The organism is Streptococcus sp. CCH5-D3 (genome assembly GCF_001556435.1).
Classification (GTDB): domain Bacteria; phylum Bacillota; class Bacilli; order Lactobacillales; family Streptococcaceae; genus Streptococcus.
In genome coordinates this window covers 1-18,768 of sequence record NZ_LSIW01000123.1, presented here as the reverse complement: position 1 = coordinate 18,768, position 18,768 = coordinate 1, and the positions used below count along the sequence as shown (strand labels likewise).

Below are 18,768 nucleotides of genomic sequence, written 5' to 3'. Positions count from 1 at the left end.
CTCAAAGGTCTTTGTATCTCTTAAGACAACTCCTATATTCTAGCAAATCTAGAATAGCTTGTCAACACTTTTTTCGAAGTTTTTTTCACTTCTTGGTGTTGGCTGCTCCTTCCGAAACAGCTTATTTATAATATCATCTCTGACTTATCTTGTCAACAATTTGCAGTGATTTTAATTTTCTTTTTTTATAATGCTTTTTAATGGTATTTCTTCTCTCGATTTTACTTAAAAAAAGAAGAGTAGAACTCCTTACTCTTCTTCATCTTTATTTTTATTTTCAATTCTTTCTTTGACTTCATCGTAAGATAGGGCATGGTTATCTTCTTCTGAGTCTCCAAGAGAATACACCGGCATCTTACCAGTCTCATAAATTGACTTGATTTGTGCAGCATCAAGTGTTTCATACTTAAGCAAAGCTTCTGCAATGAGAGCATGTGTTTCTCGGTTTGCATTGATAATTTCAGCCGCTTTATCGTGTGCCTCAACTAAAAGTGACCGAATTTCTTCGTCAATAAGTTGAGCTGTATGAGCTGAGTAAGACTTATCTGTCGTAAATTGTCCTGGATTCATCGCATGATTACCCTCATATTGGACTGGTCCAAGTTTTTCGCTCATACCATATTCAGTAACCATTGCACGTGCCAGCTGTGTTGCTTGCTCAAAGTCATTTGAAGCACCTGAGGTTTGAACGTTGAAAATAATTTCTTCTGCAACGCGTCCACCCATAAGGCCTGCCAATTGTTCTTTTAGCTCATCTTTAGATGACAACATCTGATCCTCTTTTGGTAGAGAAATCATATAACCACCTGCTCGACCTCGTGGAACAATAGTAACCTTGTGAACATCACGAGCGCTAGAAAGTGTTAAACCAACAATTGTATGACCTGCTTCATGGTAAGCCACAACTTTACGTTCATGTTCTGAAACTTGGCGGTCTTTCTTAGATGGTCCGGCAATAACACGATCCTCTGCTTCATCGATATCACTAGCATCAATTCTAGTCTTACTACGTCGTGCTGCAACTAGAGCTGCCTCATTCAAGACATTCTCTAAGTCGGCTCCGACAAAACCTGGAGTTTGTTGAGCCACAACCTTAAGATCAACATCTTCAGCCAATGGTTTATTTTTGGCATGAACTTTCAAGATAGCTTCTCGGCCTTTTACATCTGGGCGACCGACAAGAACTTTACGGTCAAAACGTCCTGGACGTAGGAGGGCTGGGTCAAGAACATCACTACGGTTGGTTGCAGCAATGACAATGATATTCTCATTTCCATCAAAACCATCCATTTCAATCAACAGTTGGTTAAGGGTTTGTTCGCGTTCGTCGTTACCACCGCCCATTCCAGTACCACGACGACGCCCAACCGCATCGATTTCATCAATAAAGATAATAGCACGTTCAGCCTTTTTAGCGTCTTCAAAAAGACTACGAACACGACTTGCTCCGACACCGACAAACATCTCTACAAAGTCAGAACCTGAGATACTAAAGAAAGGAACATCTGCTTCACCAGCTACAGCTTTAGCAAGAAGAGTTTTACCTGTCCCTGGAGGACCTTCAAGGAGGACACCTTTAGGGATACGTGCACCAAGTGCTTTATATTTACGTGGATTTTTGAGGAAATCTACGACTTCTACAAGTTCTTCTTTTTCTTCTTCCGCACCAGCCACATCTGTGAAACGAACTTTAATATTCTCTTTTGATTGAGTCTTAGCACGGTTGCGGCCAAAATTCATTGCACCGCGGTTACCGCCTTGATTCATCATGAAAAGGAAGAAAATAGCAATCCCAATCAAAGGTAGGTAACTAAAAAGATATGAAATCCAAGCACCACTTGAACTTTCACGTATCATTTTAACATTAACATCAGCTGCTTCTGATGCTGATTGCAATTTCTGCATGGTTGTTTCATTCTGCAGCACAGTCGATGTAAAGCTACGTGTCTCTGATGATGCACTACCTAAAAATGGTAGACTAAGGTCAGTATCAACCTTCTCAGCCTTTTTGTAGCTACCTTTAACTTCAATGATACTACCGTCTGGCTGATAAGTGATAGATTTTACCTTACCATCTTCAATTTTCTTAACCAACTGTGTGTAAGACAATTGTTGACTTGGGCTTTGGCTTCCTCCTGCAAAGTATTGTACTCCAGTTACAACCGCAATAATAACTATGATGTAGAGAAAAGCATTCCGTAAGAAGCCATTATTATTTTTATTATTCATAAATTAATTAGACCTTTACTTATTTTGTATAAATTTCTTCTTTTAGGACACCGACATAAGGGAGGTTACGGTATTTTTCATCATAGTCTAGTCCGAAACCAACGATAAATTCATTAGGGACATCATAACATACGTAATCTGCCTCAATATCAACAACACGACCCTCTGGTTTATCAAAAAGAGTTGCGATTTTGACTGAATTGGCTTTACGGTACTTGAACATATCTCGAAGATAAAGGAGCGTACGACCTGTATCAATGATATCTTCAATAAAGATGATGTCTCGTCCTTCAACATTAGTGTCAACATCTTTAAGAATCTTTACTTCACCACTGCTGACAGTTCCGCCACCATAACTTGAAACGACCATAAAGTCCATCTCAATATGGGTATCAATATGTTTGATAAGTTCTGCCATAAATGGAACAGCACCTTTCAAAACACAGACTAGAAGAGGATTTTTCCCCGCATAATCCTCTGTCAGTTGTTGTCCTAGTTCTTTAGTTTTAGCTACGATATCCTCTTGGGAAAAGAGGACTTTTTTAATGTCTTTTTCTAACATTTGGGTTCCCTTTCTCGAAGTCAATATTCTGTTATTATACCACTTTTACTTCAATCATCGTTATTTGAACATGGTATTTGATTAGAAATTCTTATAAATGACTACAGTGCCATAAAGTATAGCATTTTCAGGTCTTTTTTTCAAATAGAGACGCCCAGCAACATAAAGAAAAATAATATGACCATCTTGTTCTCCTACAATGGCTTTTTGACGATCCTTCTCTAAAATCTTATTGTCTATAAACAGTCGTCTTAATTTTTTATGGTGACTACCAAGGTCAATCCTATCGCCTTCTTTTCTATGGCGAATCACTATTGGGGCATCTGACCAAATACTAATAGTATCTGTGTTAGAAACGTCATTGAATTCTGAAAAAGTCAAGGTATAATCCTCAAACTCAACAGATTTTCCAAATTCTAAGAGACAAGGAGGCGATAAAGAAATAGACGCTTCTTTCCTTATCAAGAAATATGTCTGTGTTTTTACTAGTTCATAACCGTTTTTTAGGGGCATCTTTCCTGAAGCGTTTTTCCTTAGATAACTTATCAATTGATTAAATTGGCCTTTAGAAAGCTGTAAATCAGGAAAGGAGTCTAAATAATTCTGAAGAAGAAAGAGCTGGACAGCATCTGACTGTTGCTGAAAAACAGATAGATCAGTGATACTAATATCCTTTGTTAACTCTCCTAGAGCTTGCTCCAGAAGACCAATCTCCTCGGCTAAAAGACAAAGGTGCTCCTTAAATTTAGGATTTTCCTGAGATAAAGTAGGAAGATAGGACAGTCTGATGCGATTCCGAAGGTAGGCTAGTGAAGTATTACTCCTATCCTCAAAATGGAAAGTTACGGGAAGCTGAGCTTTCGTAAGATGCAAAAAGGGACGAATAATCTGACCAGTGCCAAATGGTCTGATAGCTGAAATTCCTGTCAGGTGTCTTAAACGACTTCCTCTCAACAGTCTCATAAAAATTGTCTCTGCCTGATCATCTGCATGATGGGCTGTTACAAGAGCAGAGTAATCATAATCTTTCATGACCTGCTTAAAAAACTCATAGCGAAAGGTACGGGCAGCATTTTCTGAAAACTTTCCTGAGAATGCACTATAGTGAAAAGGGACCTTGTGTTCCTCTGCCCAATGACGTAAATACGCTTCTTCATGCTCCGACTCTTGTCGTTGTTTATGATTAACGTGAGCAATCCCCAACTGAATATCCAAATCTTTTTGATGGTTATACAAAAAGTGCAGCAAACTCATAGAGTCTGCTCCACCTGATACTGCTACTAAAATTTTCTTGTGCCGGTTAAAATAACCCTTGGCTTGCATCATTTGCAACAATTTTTGTGTCATTATTTCAAAATTCCATAAACATCATCTGCAATTGAGGTGATTTTGTCATAGCCTTCTTTATCCGTAAAAATCGATAAAATAAAGGGAGAATCTGCATAAACAATAGCGACATCATGTTTAAAGTCGTAGGCATCCCCTATTTTATGTGCAACAGGGACATCAATGTTTTTGGAAATACGTTCGCCATCATAGTCCGTGCTTGAAAGATAATTGATAATATCTCCATTTTGTCTATAAACAGCCTCCATCAAAGTACCTGCGGCTCTAGCAGTCAACTCCTTTTTATCCATATTCCACGAGGTCGCTGCGGCTTTATCTACTGATTTTTGGAAGGCTTTATCATACTGATTGGCTACATAATAACCTAATATATTTGTCGCTACATTATCTGAGTTTTGGGCTACAGCCTTCAACAGATTTTCTAAGCTATAATTTTTATCATCAGGTATCTTACTAATCTTTCCAGAACCATCTGGATCATAGGCACCTGGAAAACTATTTACAGCAGAGGTATATTGATACTCATCTGATAATGATAATTTCTTTTGAGACAGACGTTCCTGTGCATAATAGAGTACTCCTAGCTTGGCTACGCTAGCCGCATACATGCTTTTTTCGTCATTGATAGCAGCTACTCGGTTCGTATCAAGCTGTTTAACATAAACTGAGATGCGCTCTTGATTGTTATACTTCTCATTAAGGACTTTTTGAACAGACTCGATGCGATTATCAGTCGTTGATAAATCAGAAGCGTTAATCCACCCCTCTCCGTCTACTAAATAGTAGGTCCCTGCATGCGTCTGAGCTGCTTGGCTAACCTTAATAGGTTTGAAACTAGCGAGTTTAGAGTCAGCTTTTTCAGTTCCTAACACGTAAGGTTCTTTGTATACCGTTAAACCATCTTTAGTCCAGAAGGTCATATCTACTGGTTTTTGATTATAGATACTATCATCCACAATTGATTTCTGACTAGCGGCTACATAATCACCATCTTGAAGTTGGAAAACAGGTTCACCTTTTGCGTTCCCAAAAATAGCAGAAATCGATAGTTTGGTATCCGCTTGGATACTGGTTTTAAATTCGGTTAATTCCTTGTTCTTATAAGTTAGGATATTTGTTATCGTTCTTGGATTTTTAGGAATCTGTTTAAATTGAGTCAAACTAGCTGTAGTATTTTGAGTTAATTTTTGGACCTGTTTTGGGGTCAGAGTTAGCTCCTTCTCCATAGGAAGTAGGACTAGAGGGCTAGAAGATACAAGCACAACAGTTGCAGCTATTAAGAGCTTTTTCATGCTTGCTTCTTCACCTCCTCTTTCCTCGGTAATTCCGTTTTAAGTTGCTGATTTTTTGCTGATAGTTCCTCTAACTTGGCTTCTGAATAGGTTAAAAAAGTTTCTACAGTTTTTAGTAAATCTTTCATTAGGGTAATAAGCTTGGTACAGGATAGATTGACTCTCCTTCACGTGAATAATAGTACTTAGCACGCGCATATTTCTCAGCGAAAGCATCATCCTTAAGTTTCTTAGCCAAATCCTTTCGTTCCTTTGTCTGATCTGACAATTTATCATAGTCTTTCTGAAGCGACAAGACTTCCTTCTCTTGCTGCTTGATATTCATATAGGTCTCAACCAGATTGTAGGTTGGCAAGATGAAGAGTAAAACAACCACAAAGAGAATCCACCCCATAAAGCGATTCCTTTGCTCGTGTTCGGCACGCTCTAATCGTTGCTCTTGATTGGCATTATCAATGTAATCATTCGTAAGCTGTACAATATTAGGCTTCTTGCTCATCTGCTTCAATCCTTGTTTCACTTATAATCTCGTACATTTTTGCCGCATCTTCTTTTTTCGTACTATCTTTCATTTCTAGAACACGGACAGTCAAGAGTTTATTTCCAAAACGAACTTCCACTTGGTCACCAATTTTTAAATCTGTAGATGACTTAGCGAGTACACCATTTACTTTTATACGCCCTTTATCAGCCACTTCTTTAGCAACTGGACGGCGTTTGATAATTCGTGATACTTTTAAATATTTGTCTAATCTCAATGTTACTGTTTCCTTTTCGTTAGGATATCTCTTCTATGATAGCATTTTTTTGAGAAAATAGGGGACTAAAGCCTTTTCAAGTACAAAAATAAGAGGATCGACACTAGTCGACCCTCTCAGGAGATTTATGAAAAAGAAAAGTTTTAGGATGTTTTATAGTATAGAGAGACTTACTTAAACTTTCCTTAAGCTTCTTTTTTTTCTTTACGTTCTTTGATTTCCATAAATGTCTGTCCAAAAATCTTTAATTCTTCAAGAATTTCATAGTCTTTCTTGTTACGAACATCAAAAGTAATCTCTACTTTCCCCTGGTTATCACTGATTTTTGCTTTTAAATGCGTTTTAGAGATGGCTTCGAAATAATCTTGAGTCAAGAAGAATTTGAGAGAGGCTTTTTCGAAACGAACAATAATAGTATCGTTCTTACGCTCGACTAATTCTGCAAAGGCAGCATCCAAATAAGCCTTAACCAGACCAATCTCAATGAGATAGGCAACTTGGTCTGGATATTCTCCAAAGCGGTCAATAAGCTCATCTTGAAGGTCTTGATAGTCTTTCTGATTCTCAATTTCTCGAATACGCTTATAAATTTCAATTTTTTGGCGCTCGTCAGAAATATAGTCAGAAGGGAGGTAAGCATCAATCTGAAGATTGAACTCTGCATTTCCTTTACGTCGAACTTGAGTTTTACCTTGACGTTTATTGATAGCCTCCTCCAAGAGTTGCGAGTACATTTCAAATCCGACTGAGTCGATGAAACCACTTTGAGAAGCGCCAAGAATGTTCCCTGCACCACGAATTGATAAATCACGCATGGCTATTTTGAAACCTGATCCCAGTTCTGTAAAGCCCTTAATAGCATCCAATCGCTTCTCAGAGACTTCCGTCAACACTTTGTCAGGACGATACATGAGATAGGCGTAAGCAATTCGATTACTACGTCCCACACGACCTCTCAACTGATAAAGGGTAGATAAGCCCATATGATCCGCATTCTCAATGAAGAGAGTATTAACGTTGGAGATATCAATCCCTGTCTCGATAATGGTCGTTGCTACCAATACATCGTAATCACCATTCAAGAAATCCAAGAGGGTATTCTCCAACATAACCTCACTCATCTGACCATGAACAAATCCGATACGTGCTTCAGGGACTAGCTCATGTAATTCAGAAACTTTTTGATCAATGGTTTCAACACGATTATAAACATAAAAAATCTGACCACCTCGGTCCATCTCTCTTAATATCGCTTCTCGAATAAGACCAGGATTGGTTTCCATAACATAAGTTTGAACTGGATAACGGTTGGTAGGTGCTGTCTCAATAATCGACAAATCACGAATACCTAACATAGACATATGAAGCGTACGAGGAATAGGTGTCGCAGTTAGAGTAAGGACATCAACCTTAGCTTTCAACTCCTTAAGTTTCTCTTTATGCTTCACGCCAAAACGTTGTTCTTCATCAATTACTAGCAAGCCTAAGTCAGAAAACTTAACATCTTTAGACAGTAGGCGGTGGGTACCAATAATAATATCAATACGCCCTTTAGCTAGATTTTCAATAGTCTCATTCTGCTCTTTTTTACTTCTAAAACGACTGAGTTCATCTACTTCAACGGCATGATTTTCAAAACGCTCTTTAAAATTCAAATAGTGCTGATGGGCAAGAACCGTTGTAGGAACTAGGATAGCAACTTGCTTTCCATCATTGACTGCCTTGAAGGCGGCACGCATAGCTACCTCTGTCTTACCAAAACCAACATCACCAACCAAGAGACGATCCATGGGTTTGTCTGACTCCATGTCTGCCTTAATTTCCTTGATAGAACGCAATTGATCTTCTGTCTCAGCATAGGCGAAATCATCCTCGAAATCCCTTTGGTTATCATCATCTGGTGAAAATGCAAAACCTTTAAGTTGACTGCGTTCGGCATAGAGTTTTAGGAGGTCATCAGCAATATCCTCTACTTGCTTACTTACTTTTTGTTTAGTCTTTTGGAAACGCCCATCATTGAGTTTATTAATTTTAGGCTCTTTCCCGTCCGCTGACACATACTTAGAGAGAATCTCAATCTGCTCAACAGGTAGAGAAATTGTTGCAGCATCCTGATATTGGATGGTCAAGTAGTCACGATGCACCCCTTTAATCTCAATAGTCTCGATACCTTTAAATTGTCCGATACCATGAGTCTGATGTACAACATAATCACCTTTTTCAAGCTCATTGTAATCTTTTAGACGCTCAGCATTGGAGACGTGACTGGCACGCGCACGACGTTTTACTTTTTTATGGAAAATCTCACGTTCAGTGACCAGAACAAGCTTTTCATCAGCAAAGTAAAAACCATTGGATAAGTTTCCTAGAACTAATTGAGGCTTATGAGGAATCAAATTTCCAAAACTACTAAGTGGTAAATCTAAATCATATTCTTCCAAGGTTTCCTTCAAAGATTTGAGTTGCTTTTCAGACCCCACTTGTAAAATAACTGTAGCCTTATTCTTGGTATAGCGATGTATTTCATCAACTAGAAGTGGAAACTGGTTAAAGAACTCCTGCATTGGGTATTGCGTGAATTGATACAACTTATCAAATTTAAGATTTCCCAAGCCCTTATGAAAATTCGAAAAGAAACTAGCTGGCTGATAGTTACGTAAAGTCTTAAATGAATCCACTAAGTAGTTTAGATGACTCAGAGACTTGCCTTGGTGAAGATCCTCAGTTAAAAGATTAGCCACCTCCAATTCAAGACGTCCATGGCGGTCCACTATCTTTTGAAAATCATCAATGAATACAGGAGTTCCCTTTGGAAGGTAGTCAAATAAGGTATAAGCCTTATCATAAAAGAGAGACAAAAACTTACGTAAATCTTTATGACGGTAGCCATCAATCGTAACCGACAGAACTTCCTCAAGGTAAGCCTTATGAGGACCTTCTGCCTTCGAGACCGCACTTTCTAGGGCCTTCTCAGCACGTTGGTAATCCTCTCTTGTTAAGATAATATCATCTGCTGGTGATACGATAACATGCTCTAAATTGTCTAAAGATTTCTGACTATCGCTATCAAACTGACGAATGCCATCAATCTCGTCTCCAAAAAATTCTAAACGGTAGGGGAGCTCTGAAGTCATTTCATAAATATCTAAAATGTCGCCCCTACGACTATACTCACCAGGTGAGAGAACTTGCTCCACTCTTTGGTATCCAATATGAGTCAGATGCTTACTTAGAGCCTCTAAATCATGTTCCTCCCCTAGTGTTAAGTCAATGCGAGAGTCTTTATAAACCTTAGGGTTAGGCAAATGTAACTTAGCACCAACTAAACTCGTGACCAAAACCCCACTGGCCTCTTTATCCATTAAAAAATTAAGACTTTCAAGACGAGAATGGGTCTTTTCAGGTGAAGCGAAGATAAACTCTGCAGCTACTACATCATCTGCAAAAAAAGAATAAACCTTATCCTCTCCTAAGATAGCTGACAAATCTCCTGTCAGTTGCTCAGCTTCATTTTGTGTTGAAGTAACTATTAAAATCTTAGGAACCTGCTCAGAAAGAGCAGATGCCATGACAACTGCCTTGCTGGAACCAGAAAATCCCATGACCAACTGCCTACTCAATAGGGTTACTTTATCACGCCACTCAAGCAAGTGATGATTCTTCTCAAAAAGATCTAATAGAGTATTAGCCATTATAACGCCTCATAGTGTCTTCGAAATCATTGGTTTTCAGGTAATGATTGAGGGCTGTCTCTACCTTGTCTAAAGTCAGTAAAATTGTGGCATAGTCGTCTTCACTAAATTTTCCAAGGACATGATTAACGACCGTCATTCCTTTCTGTGGGCGGCCAATACCAATTTTTATACGGTCAAACTCTTGAGTGCCAGTTTCAGCAATGATAGATTTAATACCATTATGACCACCCGCTGAACCTTTTTGACGAAAGCGCAATTTCCCAACTTCCATATCTAAGTCATCGTAAATGACGATAAAATCCTCCATGGGAATATTGTAATAAGCTAGTAATGCTCTAACAGCTAGGCCAGATAAATTCATAAAGGTTGTTGGTTTCACAAAATAAACCTTCTCACCATTTAAAAAGGTCGAAGCCACTTCAGCCTTAAAGGTCCTTTCTTCAGAAAAGGTTAATCCCAGTTCCTTAGCCATTAGGTCAATAGCCATAAAACCAACATTGTGACGTGTCTCATGGTATTTTGAACCAGGATTTCCCAAGCCAACTACTAATTTTGTCATTATTTCTCCTCTTTGATAAACAGCAAAAGGACTGAAAAATACTTTTCAGCCTTGTGCACTATTTTTTATTTTCTAAACGTTGAAACGGAATTCCATGATGTCGCCATCTTGGACAACGTATTCTTTTCCTTCTTCACGAAGGCGACCAGCTTCCTTAACAGCTTTCTCAGAACCATATTTAATGAGATCATCGTAAGACATGGTTACAGCACGGATAAAGCCTTTCTCGAAGTCAGAGTGGATAATTCCAGCTGCTTGTGGAGCCTTGATACCTCGTTTAAAGGTCCAAGCACGCACCTCTTTTTCACCAGCAGTGAAGTAAGTTCCAAGACCAAGCAAGTGATAGGCTGCGCGTGTCAGTTTATCAACTCCTGATTCTGTCAAACCAAGGTCTTCTAGGAACATCTCCTTATCTTCATCATCCAACTCAGAAATTTCTTCCTCAACACGTGCCGAGATAACAACTACTTCTGCATTTTCAGTCGCTGCAAACTCACGAATTTGCTTCACATAATCAATATCATCAGGATTTGCGACCTGATCTTCATCAACGTTAGCCACGTAAAGCACTGGTTTTGTTGTCAAGAGGAAGAGTCCCTTAACAATTTTTTGCTCTTCCTCAGTAAAATCAATCGTACGTGCAGACTTACCATCTTCTAGAACAGGTTTAATCTTTTGAAGAATGTTAAACTCTGCCACAGAATCTTTATCTTTTTGTGTACGTGCAATTTTTTCGACACGCGCATAACGTTTGTTAATTGATTCAAGGTCAGCCAAAATCAATTCTAGATTGATTGTATCAATATCAGCCATCGGATCTACAAAGGCATCCTCACGCCCTTGTTCACGCATAACGTTTTCATCATCGAAAGCACGAACGACATGGACAATCGCATCTACTTCACGAATGTTCGCCAAAAACTTATTTCCAAGACCTTCACCCTTTGATGCTCCTTTTACGATACCCGCAATATCTGTGAACTCAAATGTAGTTGGAACTGTCTTTTTAGGGGTAATAAGTTCAGTCAGTTTCGTCAAACGCTCATCTGGTACCTCAACCATACCGACGTTTGGATCAATTGTTGCGAAAGGATAGTTAGCAGCCTCCGCACCCGCTTTTGTAATTGCATTGAAAAGAGTTGATTTACCAACGTTTGGCAAACCAACGATACCTGCTGTTAAAGCCATTAATTTATTTCTCCATAAAAAAGTAATTCAGTTAATTATAACACAAAAATTGTTAAAAATAGGCAACTTCCCTTTGAGAATCAGAAAAAGGAAAGCAAGGCAAAGAATGCTATAAAAAAGGTGAGTAGGAACTATAGAAAGTTTTTATATTGCTAGTGAACTAATTTTCTGAACATAAAACTCTCGTTATATAGTCTCTCCAACATCTGTTATAAAACCTTCTTAAGTTTCTTCTCGAAATCATGACGACTCATCATGACCACATGATCACAATTCGTACAACGAATCTTAATGTCAGCTCCAAGACGGATTACTTCCCATTCATTAGCTTTTTTTCCTGTTGCTTTGATAGTACAAGCATGTGGTTTTTTCATTTCAACTAAACTTCCAATTTGGTACATAAATTCCCTTTCTAGTAAAAAAGTTATCCACAGTGGATAACTTTTTCGATTTTAGTTTGTTCTTACAGGTGTAATCAATTGAATAAAATTCTCACTGTCATCTGCTGGCGTCAATGTAAATGGACGTACTGGTGAAATGAAACGTACACGGACAGTCTCACTCTTAAGAGCTTTCAAAGCATCTATTAGGTAGGTTGGATTGAAACTAATGACCAAATCACTACCTGAAACATCTTGCACGTCAATATCCTCATTCACCTTTCCGACTTCTGGCGAATTAACATGGGCACTGACACTACCATTAATGATTTCGAGTTTAACGGTACCACTTTGACTAGCATTAGAAATCAAATATGAACGTTCCATAGCAGAACGAAGGCTAGCTGTCTCAAAAACAACTTCTGTTTCAAATGAATCGGACAAGAGACGATTAGTGTCTGGATAATTTCCTTCAAGTAAACGTGTATAGAAAGAAATTGTTTCACTACGGAATAGAATTTGATTTGCTGAGAAGAAGACCTCTAAGTTTTCAATATCATCGCTAAAAACTGCCGACAATTCTTTAAGTGAGCGACTTGGGATTACGACATCAAAGTTATCTGCAGAATGCTCCAAAACAAGTTGACGTTGGCTCATTCGGTGAGAGTCAGTTGCTACAGCTTTGAGATCTTTATGATTTGAAAGAACAAAGTGAACTCCGGTTAAAATTGGACGACTTTCTTGAGTGCTTGCTGCAAATGAAGTTTCAGCAATGATAGATTTTAACACTTTTGTGTCCATGAGTAATGGTGTCAAGCTATCAACTTCCTGAATACGGGGATATTGTTCAACATCTTTCCCTTTTAAAGTAATCTCTGATTTACCACTCTTTAGTAAAACTTGGTATTGTTCGATTTCTTCAAAAGTAAGGGTAACATCAGGCAAGCTTGAGACAACATTAATGAAAAAGTTTGCTTCCAAAAGGATACTACCTGGCTGTGTAATTAATAGACCTGCATTTTCTTCCGAAACTGAGATACTATTTTCAATTGAGATTTGCCCATTAGATCCTGTCAAATAGATACCATCACTGGTAACTTCGATTTTAATCGTCGATAGAATTGGGATAGCATTTTTAGAAGAAATAGCACGGCGAGTCGTATGAAGTGCTTGTAAGAAATAAGCTTTATTAATCGCAAATTGAATCATGATGCTCCTTTATTTTTATTAGTATTATTTTAGTAGTAGTAGTAGGTCTTGTGGACATTGTGCATAAGTCTACAAAACATAGTTTTATCAAGGCTTTGAACTTGTGCACAGCCTGTGGAAAAGTTTGAATAATTTTTAATAGTTATCCACAAGTGTCATTTTATCTTGTTTTTGATGGTATCAATTTCAATGCGTAAACTGTCATCTTGGGCAATCATATTTTTGATTTTATTGTATGCATGTAAGACAGTTGAGTGGTCTCTTCCGCCAAATTCTTTTCCAATTTTTGGAAGGGAGTTATCAGTCATTTCACGCGCAAGATACATGGCTACCTGACGTGCCAAGACAATATTTTGTGTTCGTTTAGTTGCCTTAATTTCTTTTACAGTGACATTATAAAATTTCCCTACCTCAGTTTGGATATTCTCAATTGGAATAAGAGTTAACTTAGGACCATCCATTTTACGTGCGCGAATAGCTTCAGCAGCTACCTCAACTGTGATAGTATCTAACTGGCGAACATTGGCAACTAAGCTAATATCTTTTAAGGCCCCCTCCAAGTCACGGACATTTGAATCAAATTGGCCAGCTAAATACTCAATTGTTTCAGGAGGAAAATGATAATCATAGTCCATAATCTTATTAGTAAGAATGGCCACTCGCGTTTCAAAGTCAGGTGGTGTGATATTGACGGTTAACCCCCATTTAAAGCGCGTGACAAGACGCTCTTCCATCTCGTTCAATTGATCTGGATTACGGTCGCTGGTCAGGACAATTTGTTTATTATTATTGTGAAGGACATTGAAAGTATTGAAGAATTCCTCTTGAGTGGCTTGCGTTGATTTTTTAGCCAATGATTGAATATCGTCAATTAAGAGAACATCTAGATGACGATATTTAAGTTTTAGTTCGTCCATTTTATCTAAACGGATATGTACAACAAATTCATTAATGAAATTCTCTGCAGTAATGTATTTAATGCGTGCTTGAGGATTATCATGTAAGACCTTGTTTCCAATGGCATTGAGCAAGTGAGTTTTTCCGAGACCAGGTCCTCCGTAAATAAATAGAGGGTTATAAGTAGCTCCTGGTGAATCAGCTACAGCTAAAGATGCAGCAACTGACCAACGATTTTCATCCCCTTGGATAAAATTATCAAAGGTATACTTACTATTTAAGTCTGAGTCCAATGTAGGAAGAGCAGGGGTCTGCTGTTCTTTTTTATTACCAAAGTCATTATTTGCTACAGTTGAATTTGCCTCGTTTATGAGTGCTTCGTCAAAGACGTACTCAACTTTTATTTCACTATTATAGGCTTCAAAACCAGCCATCAAAATGAAAGATTGCATATTCTTTTCCCAGAATAGCTTTTTGACTTCTTCAAGCAGAATTGTAGCAACGTTATTTTGAACTTTGATGAGCTTGGTATCTAGGACATAATAATCAAAAGTGGCTTGTGTTAGTTCCTCTTTGGCCAGCTCTAAGAGCTTATTCCAAAAAAAATGCTCTTTTTCGGTCATTCCATCAATTCTCCTTATTTATTCTTGTTCTCTGATTCTATCATAAAACAAAAAAGTTTTCCACAGGTCAGAAGATAAAAGTTTCTCTAGTTATCCACAGCTAAAAAAAGAGAATTCACATTGTGCACAAGAGTTATCCACAAGTTGTGAATAAAAAAAGAAACCCTCTAAAATAAAGGGAGGGCTACATTTTTATGATGTGGATAAGTTTGTTTCTTTTTTCTCATCAATTCACAGGTCAAATTAGCTTGTTGATAATTCTGTTAAAATCTTCCTCCGTCGAAAAGTGGATCTGAATAGTTCCAGAGTGATTTTTGTGATAACGAAGAGTAACGGGGAGACCAAGTGATTTTTCTAGTTCTTTTTCTTTATCTTTTATGTGAATATCTTTTTTTGATTTTTGTTTTTTAGGAAGTTCTTGAAGTCTTTTTTCCAGAGTACGAACGGACCATTTTTCAGTAAGCACCTGATGATAGATAGTTAATTGCTTTTGGGTATCCTCAACAGATAAAAGCGCTCTAGCATGTCCTTGACTCAGTTTGCCATTTTCGATACTCGTCTGTATCTCTTTGGGAAGTTGGAGGAGTCTGAGAGCGTTACTGATATAGGGTCTTGATTTCCCCATAGCTTTTGCCAGTTCCTCGTGACTGTAAGCTAACTCATTAATTAAACTACGATAGGCCTTTGCTTCTTCAATAGGATTGAGATTCGAGCGTTGTAAATTTTCAATAATAGCTTGTTTACGACTCTCTTGATCTGAGACTTCCTTTACGACTGCAGGGATTTCTGTCATTCCCAGACGTTTACAGGCACGTAAACGTCTTTCCCCAGCAATTAGTTCATAACCAATAATGTCCGATTTTCGGACAATGATTGGCTGTATCAGTCCATTTTCAGCGATTGATTGGCTCAGTTCTGCTAATTCTTCATCAGAGAATTCTATACGAGGTTGAAAAGGATTTGGGTAGATGTCACTAATAGGTAAAGCTTTGAGTTGTTCTTGCATGTTATTCCTTTCCAAAAAAGACCTTTACATTATTGTAAAGGTCTTTTGACAGATTTGTCAATGACTTAGTCAGATAAGTCTTCTGTAGATTTTGTTAATTTAAGTTCTTCAGTTTTCTTCTCTTTACCACGATAGAAGGTTACCTTGATTGTATCTCCGATACTATGGCTGTAAAGATTGGTTTGAATATCAGTTTTTGAGCTGATTTCCTTACCGTCAATTTCAGTGATAACATCATTTTCTTGAAGTTTACCGTCAGCTGGCATACCTTTTTGAACGCTGCCGACTACAACTCCAGATTTCACATCATCTGGTAAATCTAATTTAGAAGTTGCACTGCTAGAAAGGCTATTAAGATCGGCCATTGAGATTCCTAAGGCTGGTCGTGTAACTTTACCGTCTTTTTCCAATTGATTTATAATCTCGACAACATCGTTTGATGGAATGGCAAATCCCATACCTTCAACGGCGCTACCAGCGACTGCTGACGTTGATGAAATCTTACTTGAGTTAATACCGATAACTTGTCCTTCGATATTGACTAAGGCACCACCTGAGTTACCAGGGTTAATGGCAGCATCTGTTTGGATAGCATTTGTTGAGACAGTTTCACCATTGTCGTTTTGCATAGTTACGGTACGGCTAAGGCTAGATACGATTCCCTCTGTTACTGAGTTGGCGTATTCGGTACCAAGTGGACTACCGATAGCAATTGCCTTCTCGCCGACTGTGAGAGAGTTTGAGTCTGCAAATTCTGCGACTGTTTTAATTTTATCTGAAGAAACTTTGACAACTGCTAGGTCAGAGTAAGTATCTTTACCAACGAGTTCACCAGTAATTTTTGATCCATCTGAAAGCATGATTTCAAGTTTTTTAGCACCATCAACAACGTGGTTGTTGGTTACGATGTAGGCCTCTTTCCCATCTTTTTTATAGATAACACCGGAACCTTCACCAGCGACTTGCAACCCATCAGAATCTTTTGATTTGTCTTGGCTAGAATCAGAACTATCATCTCCACCAAAAATACGACCATAAAGTTCATTTAGGGAATCTGAAGATGAGCCTTCTTGGTAATTGATGACAGAAACAACGGCATTTTGTACTTTCTTAACAGCCTTAGTTGTATCTGTTGTATTGTTGTATACGGTCTTAGCTGTTTTAACACCTGTATCTGTTGTATTGGTAAAAGATATCCCTGCTGCTGTTAATAGGATAAAGGCACCTAGTAGACCACCTAGTAAGCCAATAACAAGCATTGCAATTGGCGCTACTATTTTTTTCCAGTTAAATTTTTTCACGTTTAGTCCTCCTTTTTGATAAACATATCAAAGTAAGCTTAATTATATCATAAAGTGATTTTAAAAAACAGTTATCAACAGTCTGTGGATAAGTTTCAAAAAGTGTAGATAAAAAGCAATTTTATAAGGATAACTAGAGATGCTTGACACGAAAAAGGTGTGGATAAGGTGTTAAAAGATTGTGGATATGTGCTATAATAAGCCTATGAAAGTTAAATTGATTACCGTTGGAAAACTTAAAGAAAAATATTTGAAAGATGGTATTGCGGAGTATGTCAAACGACTAGGACGCTTCACAAAATTTGAATCTATAGAATTAACGGATGAAAAGACGCCAGATAATGCAAGTGAAGCTGAAAATAAAGCTATCCTAGACAAAGAAGGACAGCGTATCTTGGCTAAAGTAGGTGATCGAGATTATGTCATTGCCTTAGCTATTGAAGGAAAACAATTTCCCTCGGAACAATTTGCTAAAGAGTTAGAGCAAGTGACCCTTAGAGGCTACTCAGATATTACTTTTATTATAGGGGGCAGTTTGGGACTCTCTCCAACAGTAAAAAAGAGAGCTAATCGATTGATGAGTTTTGGTCTCTTAACATTCCCTCATCAGCTTATGCGCCTTGTATTAGTAGAACAAATTTATCGTGCATTCATGATTCAGCAGGGAAGTCCTTATCATAAGTAGAAAAAAGGAAACAGACATGTTCAGAATGAAAAAACGCTCCTATCGTGTTTTTGAAGGATTACGAGTAGCAACTCTAGTTAGTTATATAGGTGGCTTCATTGATGCCTATACTTACAATACTCAAGACGGTCGATTTGCAAGTATCCAGACAGGAAATCTCCTCTATTTGGTCATTCACCTTGTTGAGGGGCATATTGCGAGAGCTTTTAGCTATGCAATACCTATCTTTTTCTTTGTTTTAGGTCAGTTTTTTGTTTTTTTTGTTAAGAAGTGGCTCATTAACCATAAGTGGGGATGGCATTTGCAAGCGATTAGACTTGCCCTTCTCTTGATGACTATTCTTGCAATTATTACACCATACGTTGATTCTACTATTACGATTGCAGGCTTGGCATTCTTCGCCTCTCTTCAAGTAGGTATTTTTAAGCGAGTCAGAGGTGTAAATTATGCTTCCTTTATGATGACTGGTAATATTACTAATACCTCTTTAACCATTGCTAGGGCTATTGACGAGGGTGATGCCAAAGTGCTTAAACAAGCTTCTTATACAACTATTATCATCTTTACATTTATGGTAGGAGTCGCAGCCTCAACTTGGTTTGCTCAATATTTACATGAATACAGCCTATATACGACTTTGCTTCCCTTGTTTGTTTTAAATTATTTCTTATTTATCGAGGCAAAAGAAAAACGCAACTAGAGATTCTAGATTGCGTTTTTTATCTGATCCCAGCAGGATTCGAACCTGCGACCGTTCGCTTAGAAGGCGAATGCTCTATCCAGCTGAGCTATGGGACCAATAACTCTATTAGTTTACAAAATATATAGCAACATGTCAATACTTTGTAAAAGCAAGATAAAAACTAACGTAAAATTCGAATAAATTTAGCAAAATTTAATATTTTTTTAAAAAAAAGTATAGACAAAACCGAATACTCTGATATAATAATAAGAGTATTAACGAGATAAAAATCTCAGAACTTGGTCCGTTGGTCAAGGGGTTAAGACACCGCCTTTTCACGGCGGTAACACGGGTT

The 18,768-nt window shown here is 37.9% G+C and carries 17 protein-coding genes and 1 tRNA gene; 2 read left to right on the top strand and 16 right to left on the bottom strand.

Annotated features, from left to right (window positions below):
- Positions 1-249: 249 nt before the first annotated feature.
- The 15 genes from ftsH to AX662_RS07705 all read right to left on the bottom strand — a co-directional run bounded on the left by ftsH (position 250) and on the right by AX662_RS07705 (position 17,046).
- Complete coding sequence (ftsH, locus tag AX662_RS07775) at positions 250-2,229, bottom strand: ATP-dependent zinc metalloprotease FtsH (RefSeq protein WP_060972111.1); 1,980 nt, start codon at positions 2,227-2,229, stop codon at positions 250-252.
- A gap of 19 nt (positions 2,230-2,248) precedes the next feature.
- A complete protein-coding gene (hpt, locus tag AX662_RS07770) occupies positions 2,249-2,791 on the bottom strand; it encodes a hypoxanthine phosphoribosyltransferase (protein ID WP_002883962.1) in 543 nt (180 codons plus the stop codon).
- A gap of 81 nt (positions 2,792-2,872) precedes the next feature.
- The gene (tilS, locus tag AX662_RS07765; protein ID WP_060972110.1) at positions 2,873-4,138 is read right to left on the bottom strand and encodes a tRNA lysidine(34) synthetase TilS; all 1,266 of its coding nucleotides are present in this window, start codon (positions 4,136-4,138) and stop codon (positions 2,873-2,875) included.
- Positions 4,138-5,430, bottom strand: coding sequence for a serine hydrolase (locus tag AX662_RS07760; RefSeq protein ID WP_060972109.1), 1,293 nt, complete (start codon positions 5,428-5,430; stop codon positions 4,138-4,140). The genes tilS and AX662_RS07760 overlap by 1 nt, the downstream gene beginning before the upstream one ends.
- The gene (locus tag AX662_RS07755) at positions 5,427-5,558 is read right to left on the bottom strand and encodes an SP_0009 family protein (RefSeq protein WP_060972108.1); all 132 of its coding nucleotides are present in this window, start codon (positions 5,556-5,558) and stop codon (positions 5,427-5,429) included. The genes AX662_RS07760 and AX662_RS07755 overlap by 4 nt, the downstream gene beginning before the upstream one ends.
- Positions 5,558-5,929 carry an FtsB family cell division protein gene (locus AX662_RS07750; RefSeq protein WP_002886276.1) on the bottom strand — a complete coding sequence of 124 codons (372 nt, stop codon included), beginning with the start codon at positions 5,927-5,929 and terminating at the stop codon, positions 5,558-5,560. The genes AX662_RS07755 and AX662_RS07750 overlap by 1 nt, the downstream gene beginning before the upstream one ends.
- Positions 5,913-6,188 (bottom strand): RNA-binding S4 domain-containing protein, encoded by a 276-nt coding sequence (locus AX662_RS07745; RefSeq protein ID WP_002883975.1) that lies wholly within the window; start codon positions 6,186-6,188, stop codon positions 5,913-5,915. The genes AX662_RS07750 and AX662_RS07745 overlap by 17 nt, the downstream gene beginning before the upstream one ends.
- A 185-nt stretch (positions 6,189-6,373) precedes the next feature.
- Positions 6,374-9,880: a transcription-repair coupling factor gene (gene mfd / locus AX662_RS07740; RefSeq protein ID WP_060972107.1), complete on the bottom strand. Its 3,507-nt coding sequence runs from the start codon at positions 9,878-9,880 to the stop codon at positions 6,374-6,376.
- Positions 9,873-10,442: an aminoacyl-tRNA hydrolase gene (gene pth / locus AX662_RS07735; RefSeq protein ID WP_037597255.1), complete on the bottom strand. Its 570-nt coding sequence runs from the start codon at positions 10,440-10,442 to the stop codon at positions 9,873-9,875. The genes mfd and pth overlap by 8 nt, the downstream gene beginning before the upstream one ends.
- 72 nt (positions 10,443-10,514) lie before the next feature.
- On the bottom strand, positions 10,515-11,630 hold the full coding sequence (gene ychF, locus AX662_RS07730; RefSeq protein ID WP_002883967.1) for a redox-regulated ATPase YchF: 1,116 nt from the start codon (positions 11,628-11,630) through the stop codon (positions 10,515-10,517).
- Between the two features lie 209 nt (positions 11,631-11,839).
- On the bottom strand, positions 11,840-12,031 hold the full coding sequence (locus tag AX662_RS07725; protein WP_037599384.1) for a DUF951 domain-containing protein: 192 nt from the start codon (positions 12,029-12,031) through the stop codon (positions 11,840-11,842).
- 51 nt (positions 12,032-12,082) lie between these two features.
- Complete coding sequence (gene dnaN, locus AX662_RS07720; protein ID WP_002883965.1) at positions 12,083-13,219, bottom strand: DNA polymerase III subunit beta; 1,137 nt, start codon at positions 13,217-13,219, stop codon at positions 12,083-12,085.
- A 155-nt stretch (positions 13,220-13,374) separates the two neighbouring features.
- Positions 13,375-14,739 carry a chromosomal replication initiator protein DnaA gene (gene dnaA, locus AX662_RS07715; RefSeq protein WP_060972106.1) on the bottom strand — a complete coding sequence of 455 codons (1,365 nt, stop codon included), beginning with the start codon at positions 14,737-14,739 and terminating at the stop codon, positions 13,375-13,377.
- Positions 14,740-14,977: 238 nt separating this feature from the next.
- Positions 14,978-15,745 (bottom strand): ParB/RepB/Spo0J family partition protein, encoded by a 768-nt coding sequence (locus AX662_RS07710; protein WP_060972105.1) that lies wholly within the window; start codon positions 15,743-15,745, stop codon positions 14,978-14,980.
- A gap of 65 nt (positions 15,746-15,810) precedes the next feature.
- Complete coding sequence (locus AX662_RS07705) at positions 15,811-17,046, bottom strand: S1C family serine protease (protein WP_060972104.1); 1,236 nt, start codon at positions 17,044-17,046, stop codon at positions 15,811-15,813.
- Between the two features lie 205 nt (positions 17,047-17,251).
- Here AX662_RS07705 and rlmH point away from each other — a divergent pair, with 205 nt between their 5' ends.
- Together rlmH and AX662_RS07695 are read left to right on the top strand one after the other, a co-directional pair.
- The gene (gene rlmH / locus AX662_RS07700) at positions 17,252-17,731 is read left to right on the top strand and encodes a 23S rRNA (pseudouridine(1915)-N(3))-methyltransferase RlmH (RefSeq protein ID WP_037598563.1); all 480 of its coding nucleotides are present in this window, start codon (positions 17,252-17,254) and stop codon (positions 17,729-17,731) included.
- A 16-nt stretch (positions 17,732-17,747) separates the two neighbouring features.
- Complete coding sequence (locus AX662_RS07695) at positions 17,748-18,431, top strand: YoaK family protein (RefSeq protein WP_060972103.1); 684 nt, start codon at positions 17,748-17,750, stop codon at positions 18,429-18,431.
- Between the two features lie 24 nt (positions 18,432-18,455).
- Here AX662_RS07695 and AX662_RS07690 read toward each other — a convergent pair.
- Positions 18,456-18,529: transfer RNA gene (locus AX662_RS07690), tRNA-Arg, on the bottom strand.
- Between the last annotated feature and the right edge of the window lie 239 nt (positions 18,530-18,768).

Excerpts from the sequence above, each read along its gene's own strand:
- ftsH (WP_060972111.1), bottom strand. The coding sequence starts at position 2,229 with ATGAATAATAAAAATAATAATGGCTTCTTACGGAATGCTTTTCTCTAC.
- hpt (WP_002883962.1), bottom strand. The coding sequence starts at position 2,791 with ATGTTAGAAAAAGACATTAAAAAAGTCCTCTTTTCCCAAGAGGATATC.
- tilS (WP_060972110.1), bottom strand. The coding sequence starts at position 4,138 with ATGACACAAAAATTGTTGCAAATGATGCAAGCCAAGGGTTATTTTAAC.
- AX662_RS07760 (WP_060972109.1), bottom strand. The coding sequence starts at position 5,430 with ATGAAAAAGCTCTTAATAGCTGCAACTGTTGTGCTTGTATCTTCTAGC.
- AX662_RS07755 (WP_060972108.1), bottom strand. The coding sequence starts at position 5,558 with ATGAAAGATTTACTAAAAACTGTAGAAACTTTTTTAACCTATTCAGAA.
- AX662_RS07750 (WP_002886276.1), bottom strand. The coding sequence starts at position 5,929 with ATGAGCAAGAAGCCTAATATTGTACAGCTTACGAATGATTACATTGAT.
- mfd (WP_060972107.1), bottom strand. The coding sequence starts at position 9,880 with ATGGCTAATACTCTATTAGATCTTTTTGAGAAGAATCATCACTTGCTT.
- pth (WP_037597255.1), bottom strand. The coding sequence starts at position 10,442 with ATGACAAAATTAGTAGTTGGCTTGGGAAATCCTGGTTCAAAATACCAT.
- ychF (WP_002883967.1), bottom strand. The coding sequence starts at position 11,630 with ATGGCTTTAACAGCAGGTATCGTTGGTTTGCCAAACGTTGGTAAATCA.
- AX662_RS07725 (WP_037599384.1), bottom strand. The coding sequence starts at position 12,031 with ATGTACCAAATTGGAAGTTTAGTTGAAATGAAAAAACCACATGCTTGT.
- dnaN (WP_002883965.1), bottom strand. The coding sequence starts at position 13,219 with ATGATTCAATTTGCGATTAATAAAGCTTATTTCTTACAAGCACTTCAT.
- dnaA (WP_060972106.1), bottom strand. The coding sequence starts at position 14,739 with ATGACCGAAAAAGAGCATTTTTTTTGGAATAAGCTCTTAGAGCTGGCC.
- AX662_RS07710 (WP_060972105.1), bottom strand. The coding sequence starts at position 15,745 with ATGCAAGAACAACTCAAAGCTTTACCTATTAGTGACATCTACCCAAAT.
- rlmH (WP_037598563.1), top strand. The coding sequence starts at position 17,252 with ATGAAAGTTAAATTGATTACCGTTGGAAAACTTAAAGAAAAATATTTG.
- AX662_RS07695 (WP_060972103.1), top strand. The coding sequence starts at position 17,748 with ATGTTCAGAATGAAAAAACGCTCCTATCGTGTTTTTGAAGGATTACGA.